Source organism: Stenotrophomonas panacihumi, from assembly GCF_001431645.1.
In the GTDB taxonomy this organism is placed as follows: Bacteria; Pseudomonadota; Gammaproteobacteria; order Xanthomonadales; family Xanthomonadaceae; genus Stenotrophomonas_A; species Stenotrophomonas_A panacihumi.
In genome coordinates this window covers 85,505-102,909 of the sequence record NZ_LLXU01000074.1, presented here as the reverse complement: position 1 = coordinate 102,909, position 17,405 = coordinate 85,505, and the positions used below count along the sequence as shown (strand labels likewise).

Annotated in this window: 13 protein-coding genes; 4 read left to right on the top strand and 9 right to left on the bottom strand. The window is 68.9% G+C overall.

Going from position 1 to position 17,405, the window contains the following annotated elements; translation table 11 throughout:
- Nucleotide 1: 1 nt before the first annotated feature.
- Together atpD and ARC20_RS08530 are read left to right on the top strand one after the other, a co-directional pair.
- Nucleotides 2–1,429: a F0F1 ATP synthase subunit beta gene (atpD, locus tag ARC20_RS08535; RefSeq protein WP_057646357.1), complete on the top strand. Its 1,428-nt coding sequence runs from the start codon at nt 2–4 to the stop codon at nt 1,427–1,429.
- Nucleotides 1,430–1,494: 65 nt separating this feature from the next.
- On the top strand, nt 1,495–1,920 hold the full coding sequence (locus tag ARC20_RS08530) for a F0F1 ATP synthase subunit epsilon (RefSeq protein WP_057646356.1): 426 nt from the start codon (nt 1,495–1,497) through the stop codon (nt 1,918–1,920).
- 63 nt (nt 1,921–1,983) lie between these two features.
- Here ARC20_RS08530 and ARC20_RS08525 read toward each other — a convergent pair whose 3' ends face one another.
- Nucleotides 1,984–2,364: a GtrA family protein gene (locus tag ARC20_RS08525; protein ID WP_057646355.1), complete on the bottom strand. Its 381-nt coding sequence runs from the start codon at nt 2,362–2,364 to the stop codon at nt 1,984–1,986.
- A gap of 84 nt (nt 2,365–2,448) precedes the next feature.
- Here ARC20_RS08525 and glmU point away from each other — a divergent pair, with 84 nt between their 5' ends.
- Nucleotides 2,449–3,813: a bifunctional UDP-N-acetylglucosamine diphosphorylase/glucosamine-1-phosphate N-acetyltransferase GlmU gene (gene glmU / locus ARC20_RS08520; RefSeq protein ID WP_057646354.1), complete on the top strand. Its 1,365-nt coding sequence runs from the start codon at nt 2,449–2,451 to the stop codon at nt 3,811–3,813.
- A 40-nt stretch (nt 3,814–3,853) separates the two neighbouring features.
- On the opposite strand, the gene ARC20_RS08515 is transcribed toward glmU, so the two are convergent.
- The 7 genes from ARC20_RS08515 to ARC20_RS08485 all read right to left on the bottom strand — a co-directional run bounded on the left by ARC20_RS08515 (nt 3,854) and on the right by ARC20_RS08485 (nt 12,460).
- Entirely contained in the window at nt 3,854–5,194 is a 1,341-nt protein-coding gene (locus ARC20_RS08515; protein ID WP_057646353.1) for a sensor histidine kinase, read from the bottom strand.
- Entirely contained in the window at nt 5,191–6,534 is a 1,344-nt protein-coding gene (locus tag ARC20_RS08510) for a sigma-54-dependent transcriptional regulator (RefSeq protein ID WP_057646352.1), read from the bottom strand. The genes ARC20_RS08515 and ARC20_RS08510 overlap by 4 nt, the downstream gene beginning before the upstream one ends.
- An 81-nt stretch (nt 6,535–6,615) precedes the next feature.
- A complete protein-coding gene (locus tag ARC20_RS08505; RefSeq protein ID WP_057646351.1) occupies nt 6,616–7,797 on the bottom strand; it encodes an ABC transporter permease in 1,182 nt (393 codons plus the stop codon).
- A 13-nt stretch (nt 7,798–7,810) separates the two neighbouring features.
- Nucleotides 7,811–9,025, bottom strand: a complete 1,215-nt coding sequence (locus ARC20_RS08500; RefSeq protein ID WP_057646350.1) for an ABC transporter permease — start codon at nt 9,023–9,025, stop codon at nt 7,811–7,813.
- 78 nt (nt 9,026–9,103) lie between these two features.
- Nucleotides 9,104–10,405, bottom strand: a complete 1,302-nt coding sequence (locus ARC20_RS08495; protein WP_057646349.1) for an ABC transporter permease — start codon at nt 10,403–10,405, stop codon at nt 9,104–9,106.
- A 10-nt stretch (nt 10,406–10,415) separates the two neighbouring features.
- A complete protein-coding gene (locus ARC20_RS08490) occupies nt 10,416–11,141 on the bottom strand; it encodes an ABC transporter ATP-binding protein (protein ID WP_057646348.1) in 726 nt (241 codons plus the stop codon).
- A gap of 44 nt (nt 11,142–11,185) precedes the next feature.
- Nucleotides 11,186–12,460, bottom strand: coding sequence for an efflux RND transporter periplasmic adaptor subunit (locus tag ARC20_RS08485; RefSeq protein ID WP_057646347.1), 1,275 nt, complete (start codon nt 12,458–12,460; stop codon nt 11,186–11,188).
- Between the two features lie 202 nt (nt 12,461–12,662).
- Here ARC20_RS08485 and glmS point away from each other — a divergent pair, with 202 nt between their 5' ends.
- Nucleotides 12,663–14,492: a glutamine--fructose-6-phosphate transaminase (isomerizing) gene (glmS, locus tag ARC20_RS08480; protein ID WP_057646346.1), complete on the top strand. Its 1,830-nt coding sequence runs from the start codon at nt 12,663–12,665 to the stop codon at nt 14,490–14,492.
- A gap of 32 nt (nt 14,493–14,524) precedes the next feature.
- Here the strand turns inward: glmS and ARC20_RS17945 are convergent, their stop codons facing one another.
- Nucleotides 14,525–17,320: a PAS domain-containing hybrid sensor histidine kinase/response regulator gene (locus tag ARC20_RS17945; protein ID WP_237642538.1), complete on the bottom strand. Its 2,796-nt coding sequence runs from the start codon at nt 17,318–17,320 to the stop codon at nt 14,525–14,527.
- Between the last annotated feature and the right edge of the window lie 85 nt (nt 17,321–17,405).

The following is a 17,405-nucleotide window of genomic DNA, read 5'->3' as shown; positions in this document are numbered from 1 at the left end:
CATGAGTCAGGGCAAGATCGTTCAGATCATCGGCGCGGTCGTCGACGTCGAATTCCCGCGTAGCGAAGTGCCGAAGGTGTACGACGCGCTGAAGGTCGAGGGCACCGCGGTCACGCTGGAAGTCCAGCAGCAGCTGGGCGACGGCGTCGTGCGCGCCATCGCGCTCGGTTCGACCGACGGCCTGAAGCGCAACCTGGTCGCCACCAACACCGGCCGCGGCATCTCCGTGCCGGTCGGTGCCGGCACCCTGGGCCGCATCATGGACGTGCTGGGCAACCCGATCGACGAGGCCGGCCCGGTCAAGAGCACCGACAGCTGGGAAATCCACCGCGCGGCCCCGAGCTTCGACGAGCAGGCCTCGGCCACCGAGCTGCTGGAAACCGGCATCAAGGTCATCGACCTGATGTGCCCGTTCGCCAAGGGCGGCAAGGTCGGCCTGTTCGGCGGCGCCGGCGTCGGCAAGACCGTCAACATGATGGAACTGATCAACAACATCGCCAAGGCGCACTCGGGCCTGTCGGTGTTCGCTGGCGTCGGTGAGCGTACCCGCGAGGGCAACGACTTCTACCACGAGATGATCGAGTCCAACGTCGTCAACGTCGAGAAGCCGGAAGACTCGAAGGTGGCGATGGTCTACGGCCAGATGAACGAGCCGCCGGGCAACCGCCTGCGCGTCGCGCTGACCGGCCTGACCATGGCCGAATACTTCCGCGACGAGAAGGACGCCAGCGGCAAGGGCCGCGACGTGCTGTTCTTCGTCGACAACATCTACCGCTACACCCTGGCCGGCACCGAAGTGTCCGCGCTGCTGGGCCGCATGCCGTCGGCGGTGGGCTACCAGCCGACCCTGGCCGAGGAAATGGGCGTCCTGCAGGAACGCATCACCTCGACCAAGACCGGTTCGATCACCTCGATCCAGGCCGTGTACGTGCCCGCGGACGACCTGACCGACCCGTCGCCGGCCACCACCTTCGCCCACCTGGATTCGACCGTGACCCTGTCGCGTTCGATCGCCTCGCTCGGCATCTACCCGGCGGTCGACCCGCTGGACTCGACCAGCCGCCAGATGGACCCGAACGTCATCGGCAACGAGCACTACGACACCGCCCAGCGCGTCCAGCAGACCCTGCAGAAGTACAAGGAGCTGAAGGACATCATCGCGATCCTGGGCATGGACGAGCTGTCGCAGGAAGACAAGCAGGCCGTGTCGCGCGCACGCAAGATCGAGCGCTTCTTCAGCCAGCCGTTCCACGTGGCCGAAGTGTTCACCGGCTCGCCGGGCAAGTACGTGTCGCTGAAGGAAACCATCCGCGGCTTCAAGGGCATCGTGGACGGCGAGTACGACCACCTGCCGGAGCAGGCGTTCTACATGGTCGGCACGATCGACGAAGCCGTCGAGAAGGCCAAGAAGATGGCCGAGAAGGCCTGATCCCCGGCCCCTGACCTGGTGCCTTCCCGCGTGCGGGAAGGCATCGAACGGAAGAGAAGCGAACCATGAGCAGCACCATCCGTTGCGACATCGTCAGCGCCGAGCAGGAGATCTTCCGCGGCGAGGCGACCCTGGTCGTGGCTACCGGCGAACTCGGCGAGCTGGGCATCGCGCCCAAGCACGCGCCGCTGATCACCCGCCTGAAGCCGGGCAAGGTGGTTGTCACCACCGCCAGCGGCGAACACCTGGATTTCGCCATCTCCGGCGGCATCCTGGAAGTGCAGCCGCAGGTCGTCACCGTGCTGGCGGACACCGCCGTGCGCGCGCAGGACATCGACGAAGCCGCCGTGCGCAAGGCCAAGGAAGAAGCCGAACGCATCCTGGCCAACCGCGGCGAGGCGATGGAAGTGGCCGAGGCCCAGGCCAAGCTGGCCGAAGTCACCGCCCAGCTGCAGGCGCTGGAGCGCCTGCGCCGCAACCTGAAGCACTGAGCCGCCTGGCGGCTTGAGCGAAAACGCCGGCCCTGGGCCGGCGTTTTTGTTTGGGGCGTTCCCTCAGCGGTAGACCACGTGGCGCCACAGGAAGAACGTGACCGCCGCCAGCCCGCCTTCCACCAGTGGCTTGGCCAGCCAGGCCCACTGCAGGCCGAGCGAGTGCGCCACCGTGGCGACCAGCCAGGTGCTGAGCACCGTCATCACCGACCACACCACCGCGAAGCGGCCGAAGCGGTGCCAGCCCAGCCGCGCGCCATCGCGGGCGAAGGTGATGCGTCCGTTCAACCAGAAGCCCAGCAGCGCGCCGGCCACGCGGCCGGTGATGTTGCCGGCGGGTACCGGCATGCCCAGCGCGGTGGCGCCGACGAACACCAGCCAATCCAGCAGCAACTGCAGCAGGCCGATGAGGACGTAATGCGTGCCTTGGCGCAGCAGGCTCATGGACGGTGTCTGGCGGGAAACGGAAGACGCCATGCTAACCGGCAGCGCTTAGAATCGCCTTCTCTCCTCGCAGATCGCCCGCCCATGTCGCTTCCCCTGCACGTCATCATCCTCGCCGCCGGCGAGGGCAAGCGGATGAAGTCCGCGCTGCCGAAAGTGCTGCAGCCCATCGCCGGGCGGCCGATGCTCGCGCACGTGGTCGACACCGCGCGGCAGCTGCATCCGGAGGCGATCCATGTGGTGCACGGCCATGGTGGCGAGCAGGTGCGTGCCGCCTTCGCCGGGCAGGACGACCTGCGCTGGGCCGAACAGACGCAGCGCCTGGGCACCGGCCATGCGGTCGAACAGGCCATGCCGCAGGTGCCCGACGCCGCCAACGTGCTGGTGCTGTACGGCGACGTGCCGCTGATCCGCACCGAGACGCTGCAGCGCCTGCTCGACGCCCAGGCGCGCCTGGCGGTGCTGGTGGCCGAGCCCGCCGACCCCACCGGCTATGGCCGCATCGTGCGCGATGCCGAAGGCAAGGTCGCCGCCATCGTCGAGCAGAAGGATGCCGACGACGAGCAGCGCCGCATCCGCGTCATCAACACCGGCATCATTGCCGCCGAATCCACCGCGCTGCGCCGTTGGCTTTCGCAGCTCTCGCCGAACAACGCGCAGGGCGAGTACTACCTCACCGACGTCTTCGCCAGCGCCGCCGCGGAGTTCAGCCCGGCGGACATGGTCGGCGTGGCCGACCCGCAAGAGGCCGAAGGCGCCAATGACCCGTGGCAGCTCGCCCAGCTCGAACGCGCGTTCCAGCTGCGGGCGGCGAAGGCGCTGTGCCTGCAGGGCGCGCACATGGCCGATCCGGCGCGCGTGGACCAGCGCGGCACGGTCAAGGTCGGGCTCGATGTGCGCATCGACGTCGATGTCGTGTTCGAAGGCGACGTGGAGCTGGGCGACGGCGTGGTGATCGGCCCGTTCACCCGCCTGCGCGACGTGAAGCTCGCCGCCGGTACCGTGGTGCGCGCGCATTGCGACCTGGAGGGCGTGGTGGCCGAAGGCGCGGTGCAGATCGGTCCTTACGCGCGCCTGCGTCCCGGCACCGTGCTGGCCGACGGCGTGCATGTCGGCAACTTCGTCGAGACCAAGAAAGTGCGGCTGGGCGTGGGCAGCAAGGCCAACCACCTCACCTACCTGGGCGATGCGGAGATCGGCGCGGGCGTGAATGTCGGCGCCGGCACCATCACCTGCAACTACGATGGCGTAAACAAGTGGGTCACGAAGATCGGCGATGGCGCCTTCATCGGCTCCAACAGCGCGCTGGTGGCGCCGATCGAGATCGGCGACAACGCCAGCATCGGCGCGGGTTCGGTGCTCACCCGCAACGCGCCGGCCGGGCAGCTGACGGTGGCGCGCGCCAAGCAGGTCAGCATCGAAGGCTGGCAGCGGCCGAAGAAGAAGTAATCACCGCTCGAATGTGGCACGGCCCGCGCCGCGGGACGTGTCAGCCCGGCAGCAGGATCGCGACGCACAAGCCGCCGTCGTTGCGGTTCTGCAGCGAGATGCGCCCGCCATGGGCCTCCACGATCTCCCGCGTCAACGCCAGGCCCAGGCCGGTGCCGTTGCGCTTGGTCGAATAGAACGGCATCAGCGCGTTTTGCAGCACCGCCTCGTTCATGCCGTTGCCGCGGTCGAGCACCTCGATGCGCAGCCACTGCGGCAGACGGGTCAGCCGCAGCTCCACGTCTTCGTTGGGCGGGTTGGCCTCGCTGCAGGCCTCGTGCGCGTTCTTCAGCAGGTTGAGCAGCGCCTGGCCCAGCTGCGCCACGTCCACCCGGCTGCACAGGTCCGGTGACTGCATGTGCAGGCGGAACGGAATCTGCTGCTGCAGCCCGCCGAGGAACTGCTCCCACTGCACGGTCTGCAACTGCGGCTGCGGCAATTTGGCGAAGCGGGCGTAGCCGCGGATGAAGCCTTCCAGGTGGCGCGCGCGATCTTCGATGGTGCCGAACACCTCGCCCAGCCGCTCGGTCTTCTGCCGCCGCACCAGCTCGGCGCCCGAATGCGCCAGCGAGGCGATCGGCGCCAGCGAGTTGTTCAATTCGTGGCTGATGACGCGGATCACCTTCTTCCACGTCTGCACTTCCTGGCGGCGCAGCTCCGGCGTGAGCAGGCGGATCAGCAGCAGTTCGTGCACGCGGCCATTGAGATGGAAGCTGCGATGGGCGAGGTGGTAGATCTGTTCGTCGTCCTCGTCGCCATCCTCCTCGCGTACCGCGAACAGGCTGTCACCGCCACGCGCGATGGCATCGCGCAGTTCGGCCGGCATCTGCTCCAGCAGCGCGTCGATGCGCTGGCCTTCCAGTCGCCAACCGCCATGCAGCAGCTTGCGCGCGGCCACGTTGGAGAAGGTGATGCGGCGGATGCCGTCGCCACCCGCCGCCACCAGCAACATCGCCACCGGCGTGTTCTGCACCATGGTGTCGAGCATCAGCTCGCGCTGCACCAGGCTCTGGCGCTGCTCGCGCAGCACGTCGCCCAGGTCCATGTGCGCCTGCACCAGCTGCGCCAGCTCGTCGTCGCCGCGCCAATGCACGCCGAAGTTGTACTCGCCGTCGCGGTAGCTGCTGGTGGTGCCGGCCAAGGCGCGGAACAGCGAGCGCATCGGTGCGGTCGCGCGGCGCAGCACCCACCACATCAGGGTGAGCAGCAGCACGCCGGAGACGACGGCCACTTCCCAGCCGCGGTCGAGCCAGTAGGCGAGCAGCCACGGCATCGCCGCGGCCAGCGCCAGCACCGGCAACAGGCGAAGGAACAGGCGGAAGGTGAAGGAGCGGCTCATCATCCCTCGCGCGGAATGCCGTAACGGTCCATGCGCCGGTACAGCGCCTGGCGGCTCATGCCCAGGTCGGCGGCGGCCTGCGCGATGACGCCGTGCGCGCGCGACAGTGCCTGCTCGATGCGCGCGCGATCCGGTTCCTGCCCGTTGCTGGCCAGTCGCACGGCCGGCGGCGCGGGCAGGTTGAGATCGGTGGACTCGATGCGCACGCCCTGCGAGAGCAGTTCGGCACGCTGGATCACGTTGCGCAGCTCGCGCACGTTACCCGGCCACGGGTGTCGCTGCAGCAGGCTGCGCGCCTGCGGCGACAGCGGCTTACCGCTGGCGAGGAAGTGCTGCGCCAGCGGCAGGATGTCGCCCGGCCGTTCGACCAGCGGCGGCATCGCCACTTCCACCGTGTTGAGGCGGTAGTACAGGTCTTCGCGGAAGCTGCCTTCGCGGATCATCGCCGGCAGGTTCGCATTGGTCGCGCTGATCACGCGCACCTTGGCCTGGCGCTCGCGATTGGAGCCCAGCCGCTCGAAGCGTCCGGTTTCCAGCACGCGCAGCAGCTTCATCTGCCCGGCAGCGGAGAGGTTGCCGATCTCGTCGAGGAACAGCGTGCCGCCGTCGGCCGCCTCGAACTTGCCTTCGCGCGCCTTGTTGGCGCCGGTGTACGCGCCGGCCTCAGCGCCAAACAGTTCGGCCTCGATCAGCTCGGAAGGAATCGCGCCGCAGTTGAGCGCCACGAACGGTCCGTGACGCACGGACGAATTGGCCTGGATGATCTCGGCGATCTTCTCCTTGCCGCTGCCGTTCGGGCCGGTGATCAGCACCGGCAGGTCCGAGCGCGCGACCTGGCAGGCCAGCGCGATGGCGCGCTCGCTGGCCGGGTCGGCGAACACCGCACCGCGCAGGTCGAAGCGCTCGGCCAGCTGCTGGCGGCTGCGCTGCTCGCGGTCGCGGCGGCGGTCGAGTTCGCGCCGCGCCTCGGACAGTTCGAGCAGGTTGTTGACCGTGGTCAGCAGCTTGCGGTCGTCCCAGGGCTTGGCGATGTAATCCGCCGCGCCGGCCTTGACCAGTTCCACCGCGCTGTCCAGGTGCGTCCAGGCGGTGAGCAGGATCACCGGCAGGTCGGGATGGCGGTCGCGAATCTGCGCGAACAGCGCCTGGCCTTCCTCGCCGGACGTGGTGTCGGCGGTGAAGTTCATGTCCTGGATCACCAGGTCGAACGCCTGCTCCTCCAGGCGCGCCAGGCCGGCCTGCGGCGAATCGGCGTGGCGGGTCTCGATGTCATGCAGCGAGAACAGCACTTCCAGTGCCGTGGCGACTGCGTGGTTGTCATCGATGATCAGGACGTTGGACATCGTGTCGAGGGCAGTGGAGTGTGGGGTCTGGCGGATGATCGCAGTTGCGCAGGGGAAAGTCGCGCCGCAGCGCCGAAGGGCTCAGGCAGGGCGCATGCCACCGGTGAGTGGCACCGCATCGGCCTCGCGCGTGATCGGCCACATCGCGCACTGGCCGGTGAGCAGCATCAAGCCGACGGCGAAAGCTTGCAGCCCGACGCCGCCGGTGCCGAGCTGCGCGCCCAGCCAGGGCCATGCCAACAGCAACAGATGCAGCAGCACGAGCCCGGCGAGCGCGCCGGCGCCGGCGAGCAGCAGGTTCTCGCGCCGCAGCTGCCAGCGGATCTGCGCGCTGCGGGCGCCCAGCGCGCGGCACAGGCCGATCTGCCGCAGGCGTGCCTGCAGCAGCAGGTCGGCCAGGTTGGCCAGGCCCACGCCGGTACACAGCAGCCATAACCCCATGCCCAGCAGCAGGGCCGCGACCCACCAGCGGTCATTCCGGTAGTAGGCCTCGCGCAGCTCGGGCAGGCTGCGATAGTCCACGACCCATCGGTGCGACGCCGGCGTTTCGACCGCCGCGCCCACGGCGTGCGCGTCGGGCGGCGCGGGGTCGTGCAGGCGGAGCAGGTAGGTGTTGGCCTGCCCGGGCGCGAAACGCATCGGCAGGATCAGCGTCGGCCGCTCGTCGGCACGCGGCCCCTGCAGGGACGCGTATACGCCGACCACGCGCAACGGCCGTGTACCGACTGCATGGAGGGTGCGGCCCACCGCCGGTTCGCCATGGAACATCTTGCGGGCGAAGGCCGCATCCACCTGCACGCTGTCCACCGCGTGCAGGTCCATAGCGGTGTACTCCGCCGGCAGGAAATCACGCCCGGCCAGCAGCGGCGCGCCCAGCTGCGCACGCAACCCTTCGTCGCCCAGGTACAGGGTGGCGCGCACCATGCCGTTCGCCCAGCCAGGTGCGGGGCTGAAATCCGCCGACCAGTAGTCGATGCCGAACGGCACCTGGTTGATCGCGCTGACGCGGGCCACGCCGGGCAATCGCGCCAGCGCCAGCCGCTCGCGCGACTGCACCGCGGCGTCGGCCGGGCCGCGGACAACGAGCCGCACCAGCCGCGATTCGTCCGTGCCGCTGGGCGCGGCGATCCGCGCCCGCAGCTCGCCGGCCTTGGCGAGTGCCAGCACCAGCACCACGGTGGTGAGCGCGCACTGCAGCACGATCAGGCCCGCGGCCAGCCGGTGCCGCCGCAGCGATGCCAGGAACGGATCGGCGCCCAGCATCGCTGCACCTGCCTCAGGCGCTGCGCGTGGCAACCGCCGGCGGCACCGCCGCGGCGCGCCGCGCCGGGCCGAGCACCGCCAGCTGCCCCAGCAGCCACAACGCGATGGCGCCGCACGGCAGGTAGATCAGCGGCAGGCGCGGCAACTCGTAGCGCTCCATCAGCCACAGGTTCGCCGAGTAGGCCAGGGTCATGCCGATCACGATGCCGATGGTCGCCAGCAGGAAGTTCTCGGTCTGGAAGTAGCGCAGGATCTGGCCGCGCGTGGAGCCCAGCGCGCGACGGATGCCGATCTGCTTGGTGCGCTGCTGCACCCAGAAGCTGGCCAGGCCGACGATGCCCAGCGCGGTCACCACCAGCAGCGCCATGCACACCGCCACCAGCAGCCACGCCATCGAGCGATCCTGCTGGTAGTAGCTTTGGCGCATTTCCTCCAGCGTTTCCTGCTTGAGGATGATGCGGTTGGGGCTGTTGCGTTCCAGCGCGGCCACGGCGGCCTTCATCACCTCGTCGCGGCGCGCCGGGTCGGTGCGCAGCAGGTAGTTGCCACCCATCGCGTAGGAGATGTGGATCGGGAACATCATCGAGTATTCGTAGGAGTCCGCGCCGCGGTTGCCCTCGTTGGGACGCGCGAGGTGGTCGACCACGCCGACCACCTTGATCGGGTTGTCGCCCCAGCTGTAGATGCTCTTGCCCAGCGCCGACTGCCCGGGGAACAGCTTGTTGGCCATCGCGCGGGTGATGATGACGGCCGGGATCTTGGCCGTATCGTCCTCGGCGTCGAGGAACTCGTCCGGGTTGAACTTGCGGCCTTCCACCAGCTGCAGGCCCAGCGTGTCGAGCAGCTGCTCGCCGCCCAGGTAGGTGGTGGCGTTGAGCGTGGCGCGCTTCTGGTCCGGGGTGAGGTTCACGCCGCTGTTCCAGGACGAATTGCCGAACATCACCTGGTTGGCGACGCTGGCGAACTTCACGCCGGGCACGTTGCGCAGCACGGCCTCGTCGGAGGCGGTGATCGCGCGGGGGTTGTCGTCGCGGCCGATGCCGGTGATCTGCACGCGCACGACCTCGTCCTCGGCCGCGCCGCTGACGCGGTCCATGCGTTCGAGGCGGTTGCCGATCAGGAACAGCGCGTTGCAGATGATGGCGCAGCTCAGCGCGATCTCGACCACGATCAGCGCCGCGGCCGTCTTGTGCCGGCGGAGCGTGGAAAGGATGGGGCGGATTTCCATGAGGGTCTTCCCGAGAAGGTCCGCTGCCCCGGCCGCTGGAGAGAGAGCTCCGCGCGCGGCCGGGTCAACGGAAAGCGGTTATTGGGACTTGAGCTGCAGCGCCGGGGCGACCTGGCAGGCGCGCCAGGCCGGCAACAGGCCGGCAAGCAGGCTGGCCACCAGGGCGAGGACGAACGTGGTCACCAGCATCAGCGGATCCAGGTGCGCCAGTTCGGCGTAGCTGGCCGGCTGCTGCCGTACCGCCCACAGGCCGAGCAGCGCCAGGCCCAGGCCGAGGATGCCGCCGGCCAGGCCGATCGTGCCGGCCTCCACCAGCGCCTGGGCGAAGATCGAGCGACGCGAGGCGCCGAGCGCGCGACGCACGCCGATCTCGCCGCTGCGGCGCATGAACTTGGCCAGCAGCAGGCCGATGGTGTTGACCAGGCACACGACCAGGAAGCCGAACGCCAGCCAGGTCTGCAGGCGCACGTCGTTGGGCACCACGTTCTTGAACTCCAGCCACTCCATCACGTTGCGCAGGCGCACGTTGGTCGGGCGCTCGAAGCGGCCGGCCTGGCGCTGCTGGTCGGAGTAGTTGGACAGGTACTGGCGGAAGTCGGACGCTTTGGCGGCGCTGTCCAGTTGCACCCAGTACTGCAGCCACACGCACGGCGCGTTGACCGAGGTCTCGTCCTTGTTCGAGTCGCCCCAGCAATCCATCGAGCCGGAGCGGCTGAACTTCAGGTCCACCGCGCTGGAGAACGGCACGAACACTTCTTCCACGGTGCCGTAGCGGTCGCTGTTGAGGTCGTAGAAGCGCGGGGTGGGGCGCCAGTACTTGAGCACGCCGATGATGCGGAAATCGTTTTGCTCCAGGCGGATGGTCTTGCCGACGCTGTTCTGGCCGTCGAACAGCTTCTCGTTGAGCTCCTTGGAAATCACCGCCACGCGCGCGCGCCCGGCGTCATCGGCGGCGCTCCACGCGTTGCCGTACTCGAAGGGCACGCCGAACATCTGGAAGAAGTCGGCCGAGGTGAAACGCGCATCGGTGTTGAACGGGCGCAGGCCGGACTTCTGTGGTTCCAGCGCGATGTTGCCGCCGGTCATCACTGCCTGGCGGTCGGCCTTCTTCTCGGCCAGCATCTTCTCGGCGTCGAAGCGGGTGACCTGTTCGGCCGGCTCCTCGCCGGCGAGATAGCCGTCCATCGAGGCCGGGTCCATCTGCACGTAGTACAGGTTCTGGCTGCGGCCCGGCAACGGGTCGCCGGAGAGGATGTAGAACACCGTCAGCGTGGTCATGCTGGTGCCGATACCCAGCGCTATGGCCACGACCATCAGCGAGGTGAGCACCTTGTTGCGGCGGAAGCTGCGCAGGGCGAGGTTGAAGTAGTAGCCGAACATGGCGGGGGCCTCACTCGTGGGCGGCGATCGGGGTGGCCACGCCGTGCGGGCGCACCAGCACGGCTTCGCGTGCCAGGTCGGTCGCCTGGCCGTCGACGATGTGCACGTTGCGCTGCGCGCGCGCGGCCAGTTCCGGGTCGTGGGTCACCATGACGATGGTGGTGCCCTGGGCGTTGATCTCCTCCAGCAGCTCCATCACGCCGCGGGCCATCTGCGAGTCGAGGTTGCCGGTCGGTTCGTCGGCCAGCAGCAGGCGCGGGCTGCCGGCCAGGGCGCGCGCGATCGCCGCGCGCTGCTGCTGGCCACCGGACAGTTCGGCCGGGTAGTGCTTCATGCGCGAGCCCAGGCCCACCTTGCCCAGCGCGTCCTCGATGCGCTGCTTGCGCTCGGCGGCCGGCATGCCGCGGTAGCGCAGCGGCACGTCGACGTTGTCGAACAGGTTGAGGTCGGGGATCAGGTTGAAGCCCTGGAAGATGAAGCCGATCTTGCGGTTGCGCAGGCGCGAGCGCGCGTCGTCGCTGAGGTGGCTGACGTCCTCGCCATCGAGCAGGTACTGGCCGCTGGTGAAGGTCTCCAGCAGGCCGGCGATGTTGAGGAAGGTGGTCTTGCCCGAACCGGACGGGCCGGTCACGGCGACGAATTCGCCCTCGCGCACGTGCAGGTCGAGCGAGCGCAGCGCATGGGTTTCCACCTGTTCGGTGCGGAAGACCTTGGAGACCGACTGCATCTGGAGCATGGGGCGTTCCTTCTGGTGATGTGGGATGACGGGTGGAAAGGGAATCAATGGATGGTGACGCGCTCGGCGTCGGCGAACTGGTCGCTGCCGGAGACGACCACGCGGTCGCCGGGCTGCAGGCCGGAGAGCACTTCGATCTCGCCCAGGCTGGCGGCGCCCAGCTGCACCGGGCGGCGCACGGCGGCGTTGCCGTCCATGACGTAGGCGTAGCGGCCACCGGACTGCTCGACGAACGGGCCGCGCTCGACCTTGAGCACGTTGCGGCGCGTATCCATCACCACCCGCGCGCTCATGCGCTGGTTCTGGCGCAGGCCGGCCGGCTGCTTGTCGCTGAAGCGGATGCGCGCGTTGACCTCGCCGTTGACCACTTCCGGCGACACCGCCGAGATCGCGCCGGGGAACGGTTCGCCGCTGCCGCTGGTGAGCTGCGCCGGCATGCCGATGGCGAGATCGCGGGCGAAGCTCTCCGGCACCTTGATCTCGATCTCGAACTTGGACAGGTCCACCACGCCGAGGATGGGCGCGTTGGCCGCCACGTTCGTGTGCTGGGTGGCCTGCACCTGGCCGACCTGGCCGTCGAACGGCGCGCGCAGGGTCAGTGCGTCGACCTGGCGCTGCACTTCGGCCACCACCGCGCGCTGGCGGTCGGCCAGCAGGCGCTTGTTGCGCGCGTCGAGGTCGGCGCCCTGGCTTTCCAGCGCCGAATCCTTCTGCGCGTGCTGCAGTTCGATCTCGGCCTTCTTCAGTTCGTCACGCGCCTTGGCCAGGTCGACCTCCGGCACCGCGCCGCCGTCGAAGCCGCGCTGGTAGCGGGCGAGGTCGCGTTCGGCGGCGGTGCGTACCAGGCCGGCCTGGTCGGTGGTCTTGCTGGCGGTGGCGCGGGCCAGCACGGCGTCGAGCGCCGCGCGGCTGGCTTCGGCTTCCAGGCCGGCCAGGGTGGCCTGTTCCTGCGCCAGCTTGCTGCGCAGCTCGGGGCTGTCGATCACCGCCAGTTCCTGGTCCTGCTTGACCACGTCGCCCGCCACCACCTTCAAGGTCACCGTGCCGGCGGAGATCGCATACAGCACCGGGCTGTTGGCGGCGATCACGCGGCCGTCGGCGGAGATGTCGCGCACCAGGTCGCCGCGCTGCACTTCGGCGATGCGCACCCGCGAGGCCTGGAAGGAGCGGCTGCCGGCACTCCAGCCGGAGACCGCCCAGGCGATGCCGGCCAGCACCACGGCGGCGCCGACGCCCGGCCAGATCCAGCGGCGCCACGGCGCGGGGGCAGCCTGGCGGGAGATGACGTGGTCCTGGGCGGAGGTGTCGCGGATGGCCATGGGTGTCTGGGTGGGTGGAGTCCGTGGGATCAAAGCAGTTTCCGTGCCACATGCAAGCCATTGAATCCAAAGGCTGTCCGGGCGTGCGAAAAGTGTCCGCAGTGTCCGCGGACACCGCGGCGGACGCGCTGTCCGGCCAGGGTCAGGGGTCGGTCAGAAACGGACATGGCAGAATGTCCGCCTTTACCCCGGCAGACTTTCCATGTGCGGCATTGTTGGCGCGATCGCGGATCGCGATGTGGTTCCCGTCCTGATCGAAGGCCTCAAGCGCCTCGAATATCGCGGCTACGACTCCTCCGGCATCGCCGTCCTTGACCAGGCGCGGCTGCGCCGCGTGCGCCGTACCGGCCGTGTTTCCGAGATGGCCGCTGCCGCCGCCGAGGAGGGCTTCGCCGCGCGGCTGGGCATCGGGCATACCCGCTGGGCCACGCATGGCGGCGTCACCGAGGCCAACGCGCATCCGCATATCAGCCAGGGCGTGGCGCTGGTCCACAACGGCATCATCGAAAACCACGAGGCCAAGCGCGAGGAACTGCGCGCGCTGGGCTACACGTTCGAGTCGCAGACCGACACCGAGGTCATCGCGCACCTGATCCACCACCACCTGCAGCAGGGCCATGACCTGCTGGCGGCGCTGCAGGTGACGGTGAAGGAGCTCACCGGCGCCTACGCGCTGGCGGTGATCAGCCAGGCCGAGCCGGAGCGGCTGGTGGTGGCGCGCATGGGCTGCCCGCTGCTGGTGGGCGTGGGCGAAGGCGAGCAGTTCGTCGCCTCGGACGTCTCGGCCATCGTGCAGGCGACGCGGCAGGTGATCTTCCTGGAGGAGGGCGATACCGCCGAGCTGCGCCGCGAAGGCGTGCGCGTGTTCGACGAGCACGGCGCGCAGGTCGAGCGGCCGGTGCATGTGTCCGACGTCTCGCTGGCCTCGCTGGAGCTGGGCCCGTACCGCCACTTCATGCAGAAGGAAATCCACGAACAGCCGCGCGCGCTGTCCGATACGCTGGAAGCGGCGATCGACGCGGGTGGCTTCCCGGCCGAACTGTTCGGTGCGAATGCCGCCGAGGTCCTGCGCGGCATCGAGGGCGTTCAGATCCTCGCCTGTGGCACCAGCTACTACGCCGGCCTGACCGCGCGTTACTGGATCGAGGCCATCGCCGGCCTGCCGTGCTCGGTGGAGATCGCCAGCGAATACCGCTACCGCGCCGCCTATGCGAACCCGAAACACCTGGTGGTGACGATTTCCCAGTCCGGCGAGACGCTGGACACGATGGAGGCGCTCAAGTACGCCAAGTCACTGGGCCACAAGCACACGCTGTCGATCTGCAACGTGCCGGAGAGCGCGATCCCGCGCGCCAGCGAGCTGGTGTGCTACACGCGCGCCGGCGCGGAGATCGGCGTGGCGTCCACCAAGGCGTTCACCACGCAGCTGGCCGTGTTGTTCCAGCTCACCGTGGTGCTGGGCAAGCTGCACGGCAAGGTGGATGCGGCGCAGGAAGCGGATTACCTGGAGCAGATGCGCTTCCTGCCGGGCAGCGTGCAGCACGCGCTGAACCTGGAGCCGCAGATCATGGCCTGGGCCGAGCGTTTCGCCACGCACCAGAACGCGCTGTTCCTGGGCCGCGGGCTGCACTACCCGATCGCGCTGGAAGGCGCGCTCAAGCTCAAGGAAATCTCCTATATCCACGCCGAGGCGTACCCGGCGGGCGAGCTCAAGCATGGGCCGCTGGCGCTGGTGGATGCCTCGATGCCGGTGGTGGTGATCGCGCCGAACGACCGCCTGCTGGAGAAGGTGAAGTCCAACATGCAGGAAGTGCGTGCGCGTGGTGGCGAGCTGTTCGTGTTCACCGACCAGGACAGCCAGTTCACCGAATCCGAAGGCGTGCACCTGATGCGCACGCCGCGCCATGTGGGCGTGCTGAGCCCGATCGTGCATACGATTCCGGTGCAGCTGCTGGCGTATCACACGGCGCTGGCGCGCGGTACGGATGTGGACAAGCCGCGCAACCTGGCGAAGTCGGTGACGGTGGAGTAAGGCGAGCGCGTCGCGCCGGCTTTGCGCTCAGCTCAGCCGGCGTCGTCGAGCACCGCGCGCACGCGCGATGCCAGCTCCTCCACGGTGAACGGCTTGCCGATCAGCTGCACGCCCGGATCGAGCACGCCGTTATGCACCACCGCGTTGCGGCTGTAGCCGGTGGTGAACAGCACCTTCAGCCCGGGCCGCCGCTTGAGCGCCTCGTCGGCCAGCTGCCGCCCGTTGACCTCGGGCATCACCACGTCGGTGAACAGCAGCACGATCTCCGGATGCGCGTCGAGCAGCATCAGCGCAGTGGCCGCGCAGTCGGCAGCCAGCACCTGGTAACCCAGCTCGGTCAGCGCATCGGTGGAGAACTGCCGCACCAGCGGCTCGTCCTCCACCACCAGGATCAATTCCTGCCCATCGCCCAGCGGCAGCGCGCTACCGGCCAGGCTTTGCGCGCGCTCGCCGGCATCCACCATCAGGCGCGGCAGGTACACCTTCACCGTCGTGCCCTGGCCGACTTCCGAATAAATCTTCACGTGGCCGGCGGATTGCTTCACGAACCCATAGACCTGTGACAGGCCCAGCCCGGTGCCCTGGCCCACCTTCTTGGTGGTGAAGAACGGATCGAACGCCTTGGCGATGACCTCCGGCGGCATGCCGCTGCCGCTGTCGCTGACGGCGATCAGGATGTATTGCCCCGCCGGCACGCCGAGGTGGTCGGCCGCGTAGTGGTGGTCGAGGTGGCAGTTGGCGGTTTCCACGGTGAGCCGGCCGCCGCCTTCCATCGCATCGCGGGCGTTGACCGCCAGGTTGAGGATCACGTTCTCGAGCTGGTTGGCATCGGCATACGTCCACCACAGCCCGGCGGCCAGCACGGTTTCCAGCCGCACGCTGCCACCGAGCGAATGCACGAGCAGGTCCGACATGCCGGCCACCAGCCGGTTCGCGTCCACCGGCACCGGCTGCAGCGGTTGCTGGCGCGAGAAGGCGAGCAGGCGCTGGGTCAGCTGGGCGGCGCGGCGCGCGCCGTCAATGGCCATGTCGATGTAGCGCTTGGCGCGTGCATCGTCCGCGCCGATGCGCGTGGCGAGCAGGTCCAGCGGGCCGATGACGGTCGCCAGCATGTTGTTGAAGTCGTGCGCGATGCCGCCGGTCAGCTGGCCGACGGCCTCCATCTTCTGGCTCTGGCGCAGCGCATCTTCCACGCGCGTGCGCTCGGCCACCTCTGCCAGCACGCGGCTTTCGAGGCGTTCGTTCAATTCCTGCAGCTTGGCCTCGGCTACCTTGCGCGCGGTGACCTCAATCGCCACGCCGACCACGCGCACGCAGGTGTCACCCTCGAACAGACCTCGTCCCTTGGCCGCGACCCAGCGCACGATGCCGTCCTCCTTGCCGACGGTGCGGTACTCCACGTCGTAGAGCGCGCGCTGGTGCGGGTCCGCCGCGGCGGCGAAGGCCAGGCTGGTGGCGACGCGGTCTTCCGGGTGCAGGCCGGCGTAGAAGTCGCGCATGGAGACTTCCACGTCCGGGGAAATGCCGAACATGGCTTTCGTGCGCGCCGGCCACACCAGCACGTCCTGCAGCATGTCCACGTCCCAGAAACCCAGGTCGCCGGCATCGGTGGCCAGCCGCAGGCGCTCCTCGCTTTCCTGCAGCGCGGCCTGCGCGGCCCTGCGTTCGGACAGGTCAAGCATCGCGCCGATCATGCGCAGCGGCTCGCCCCCGGGCCCGCGCAGCACGGTGCCGCGATCGAACACCAGGGCGAAGCTGCCATCGGCGCGACGGAAGCGGTACTCCCCCTTCCAGGTCGTGCCGCCGTTTTCGATCACCGTATGGATCTCTTCGTCGATGCGCGCCAGGTCATCGGGGTGGATGTGGTCGAGCCACCATTGCGCGGAGGTCTCGGCGTAGGCGTGGCCGAACAGCGTGGTCAGCGCCTCGTTCCAGATGACGTGGCCATCGGCGAGGCGCCAGTCCCAGATCGCGTCGTTGGTGGCATGCGCCGCCAGCCGGTAGCGTTCCTCCACTTCCAGGTGGCGGGCTTCGGCGGCCTTGCGCGCGGTGATGTCCAGCGAGGTGCCGACAAGGCCGACGACCTGGCCCGCGGCATCGCGCAACGGCGACTTGGTCGAAAGCCAATGGGCCTGCCGGCCATCAGGGAAATTGATTTCTTCTTCCAGCTGCTCGGTCACGCCGCTGGCCATGATGCGTTCGTCGGTCGCCATCACCGCGGCGGCCTGCGCGGAATTGCCGAGCAGTTCGGCGTCGGTGCGGCCGACATAGACCTCCGGCGGCGCGCCGATCAGCTCGGTGGCGCCGCGGTTGCCGATCAGGATCCGGCCTTGCCGGTCCTTGGCGTACACCACGCCCGGCGCCGCTTCGACGAAGGAACGCAGCAGCGTCTGGGCCTCATCGCGCTCGGCCTCGATGCGGCGGCGGTCGTCGATGTCGATCAGCACCCCGGGGAAGCCGATGGGCTGCCCGGCGGCATCCACGTCCACGCGGCCGATGGCCTCCAGCCACCGGTACTGGCCGTCTTCTCCGCGTGCGCGGTACTGGTGCGCGTAGCGGCCACCCATGCGCAGCGCCTGCGAGATGGCCGCGGCCAGCCCGGCCTGGTCGTCCGGATGCACGGCGGCCACGACCTGCTCCAGCCGCAGGTTGGTGCGACCCAACGCGGGATCCAGGCCGAAGGCCTGGGCGAGGGCATCGTCCACCGTCATCCGGTCCTGCTGCACGTCCCAGAACCAGGTGCCCACGATGGCGCCGGCGGCGAGGGCGAGGCGGACGCGTTCGGTATCGCGCTCGGGGTAGAAGTGGTCGGAGGTATCGGTTTTCACGAGATGGACAGTCTTTCGGCCCAAGGCCCCAGGTGAGCGCGCGCGCCACCCATGGCGGCGTCGGCAGTGTAGGTCAATCCATCAG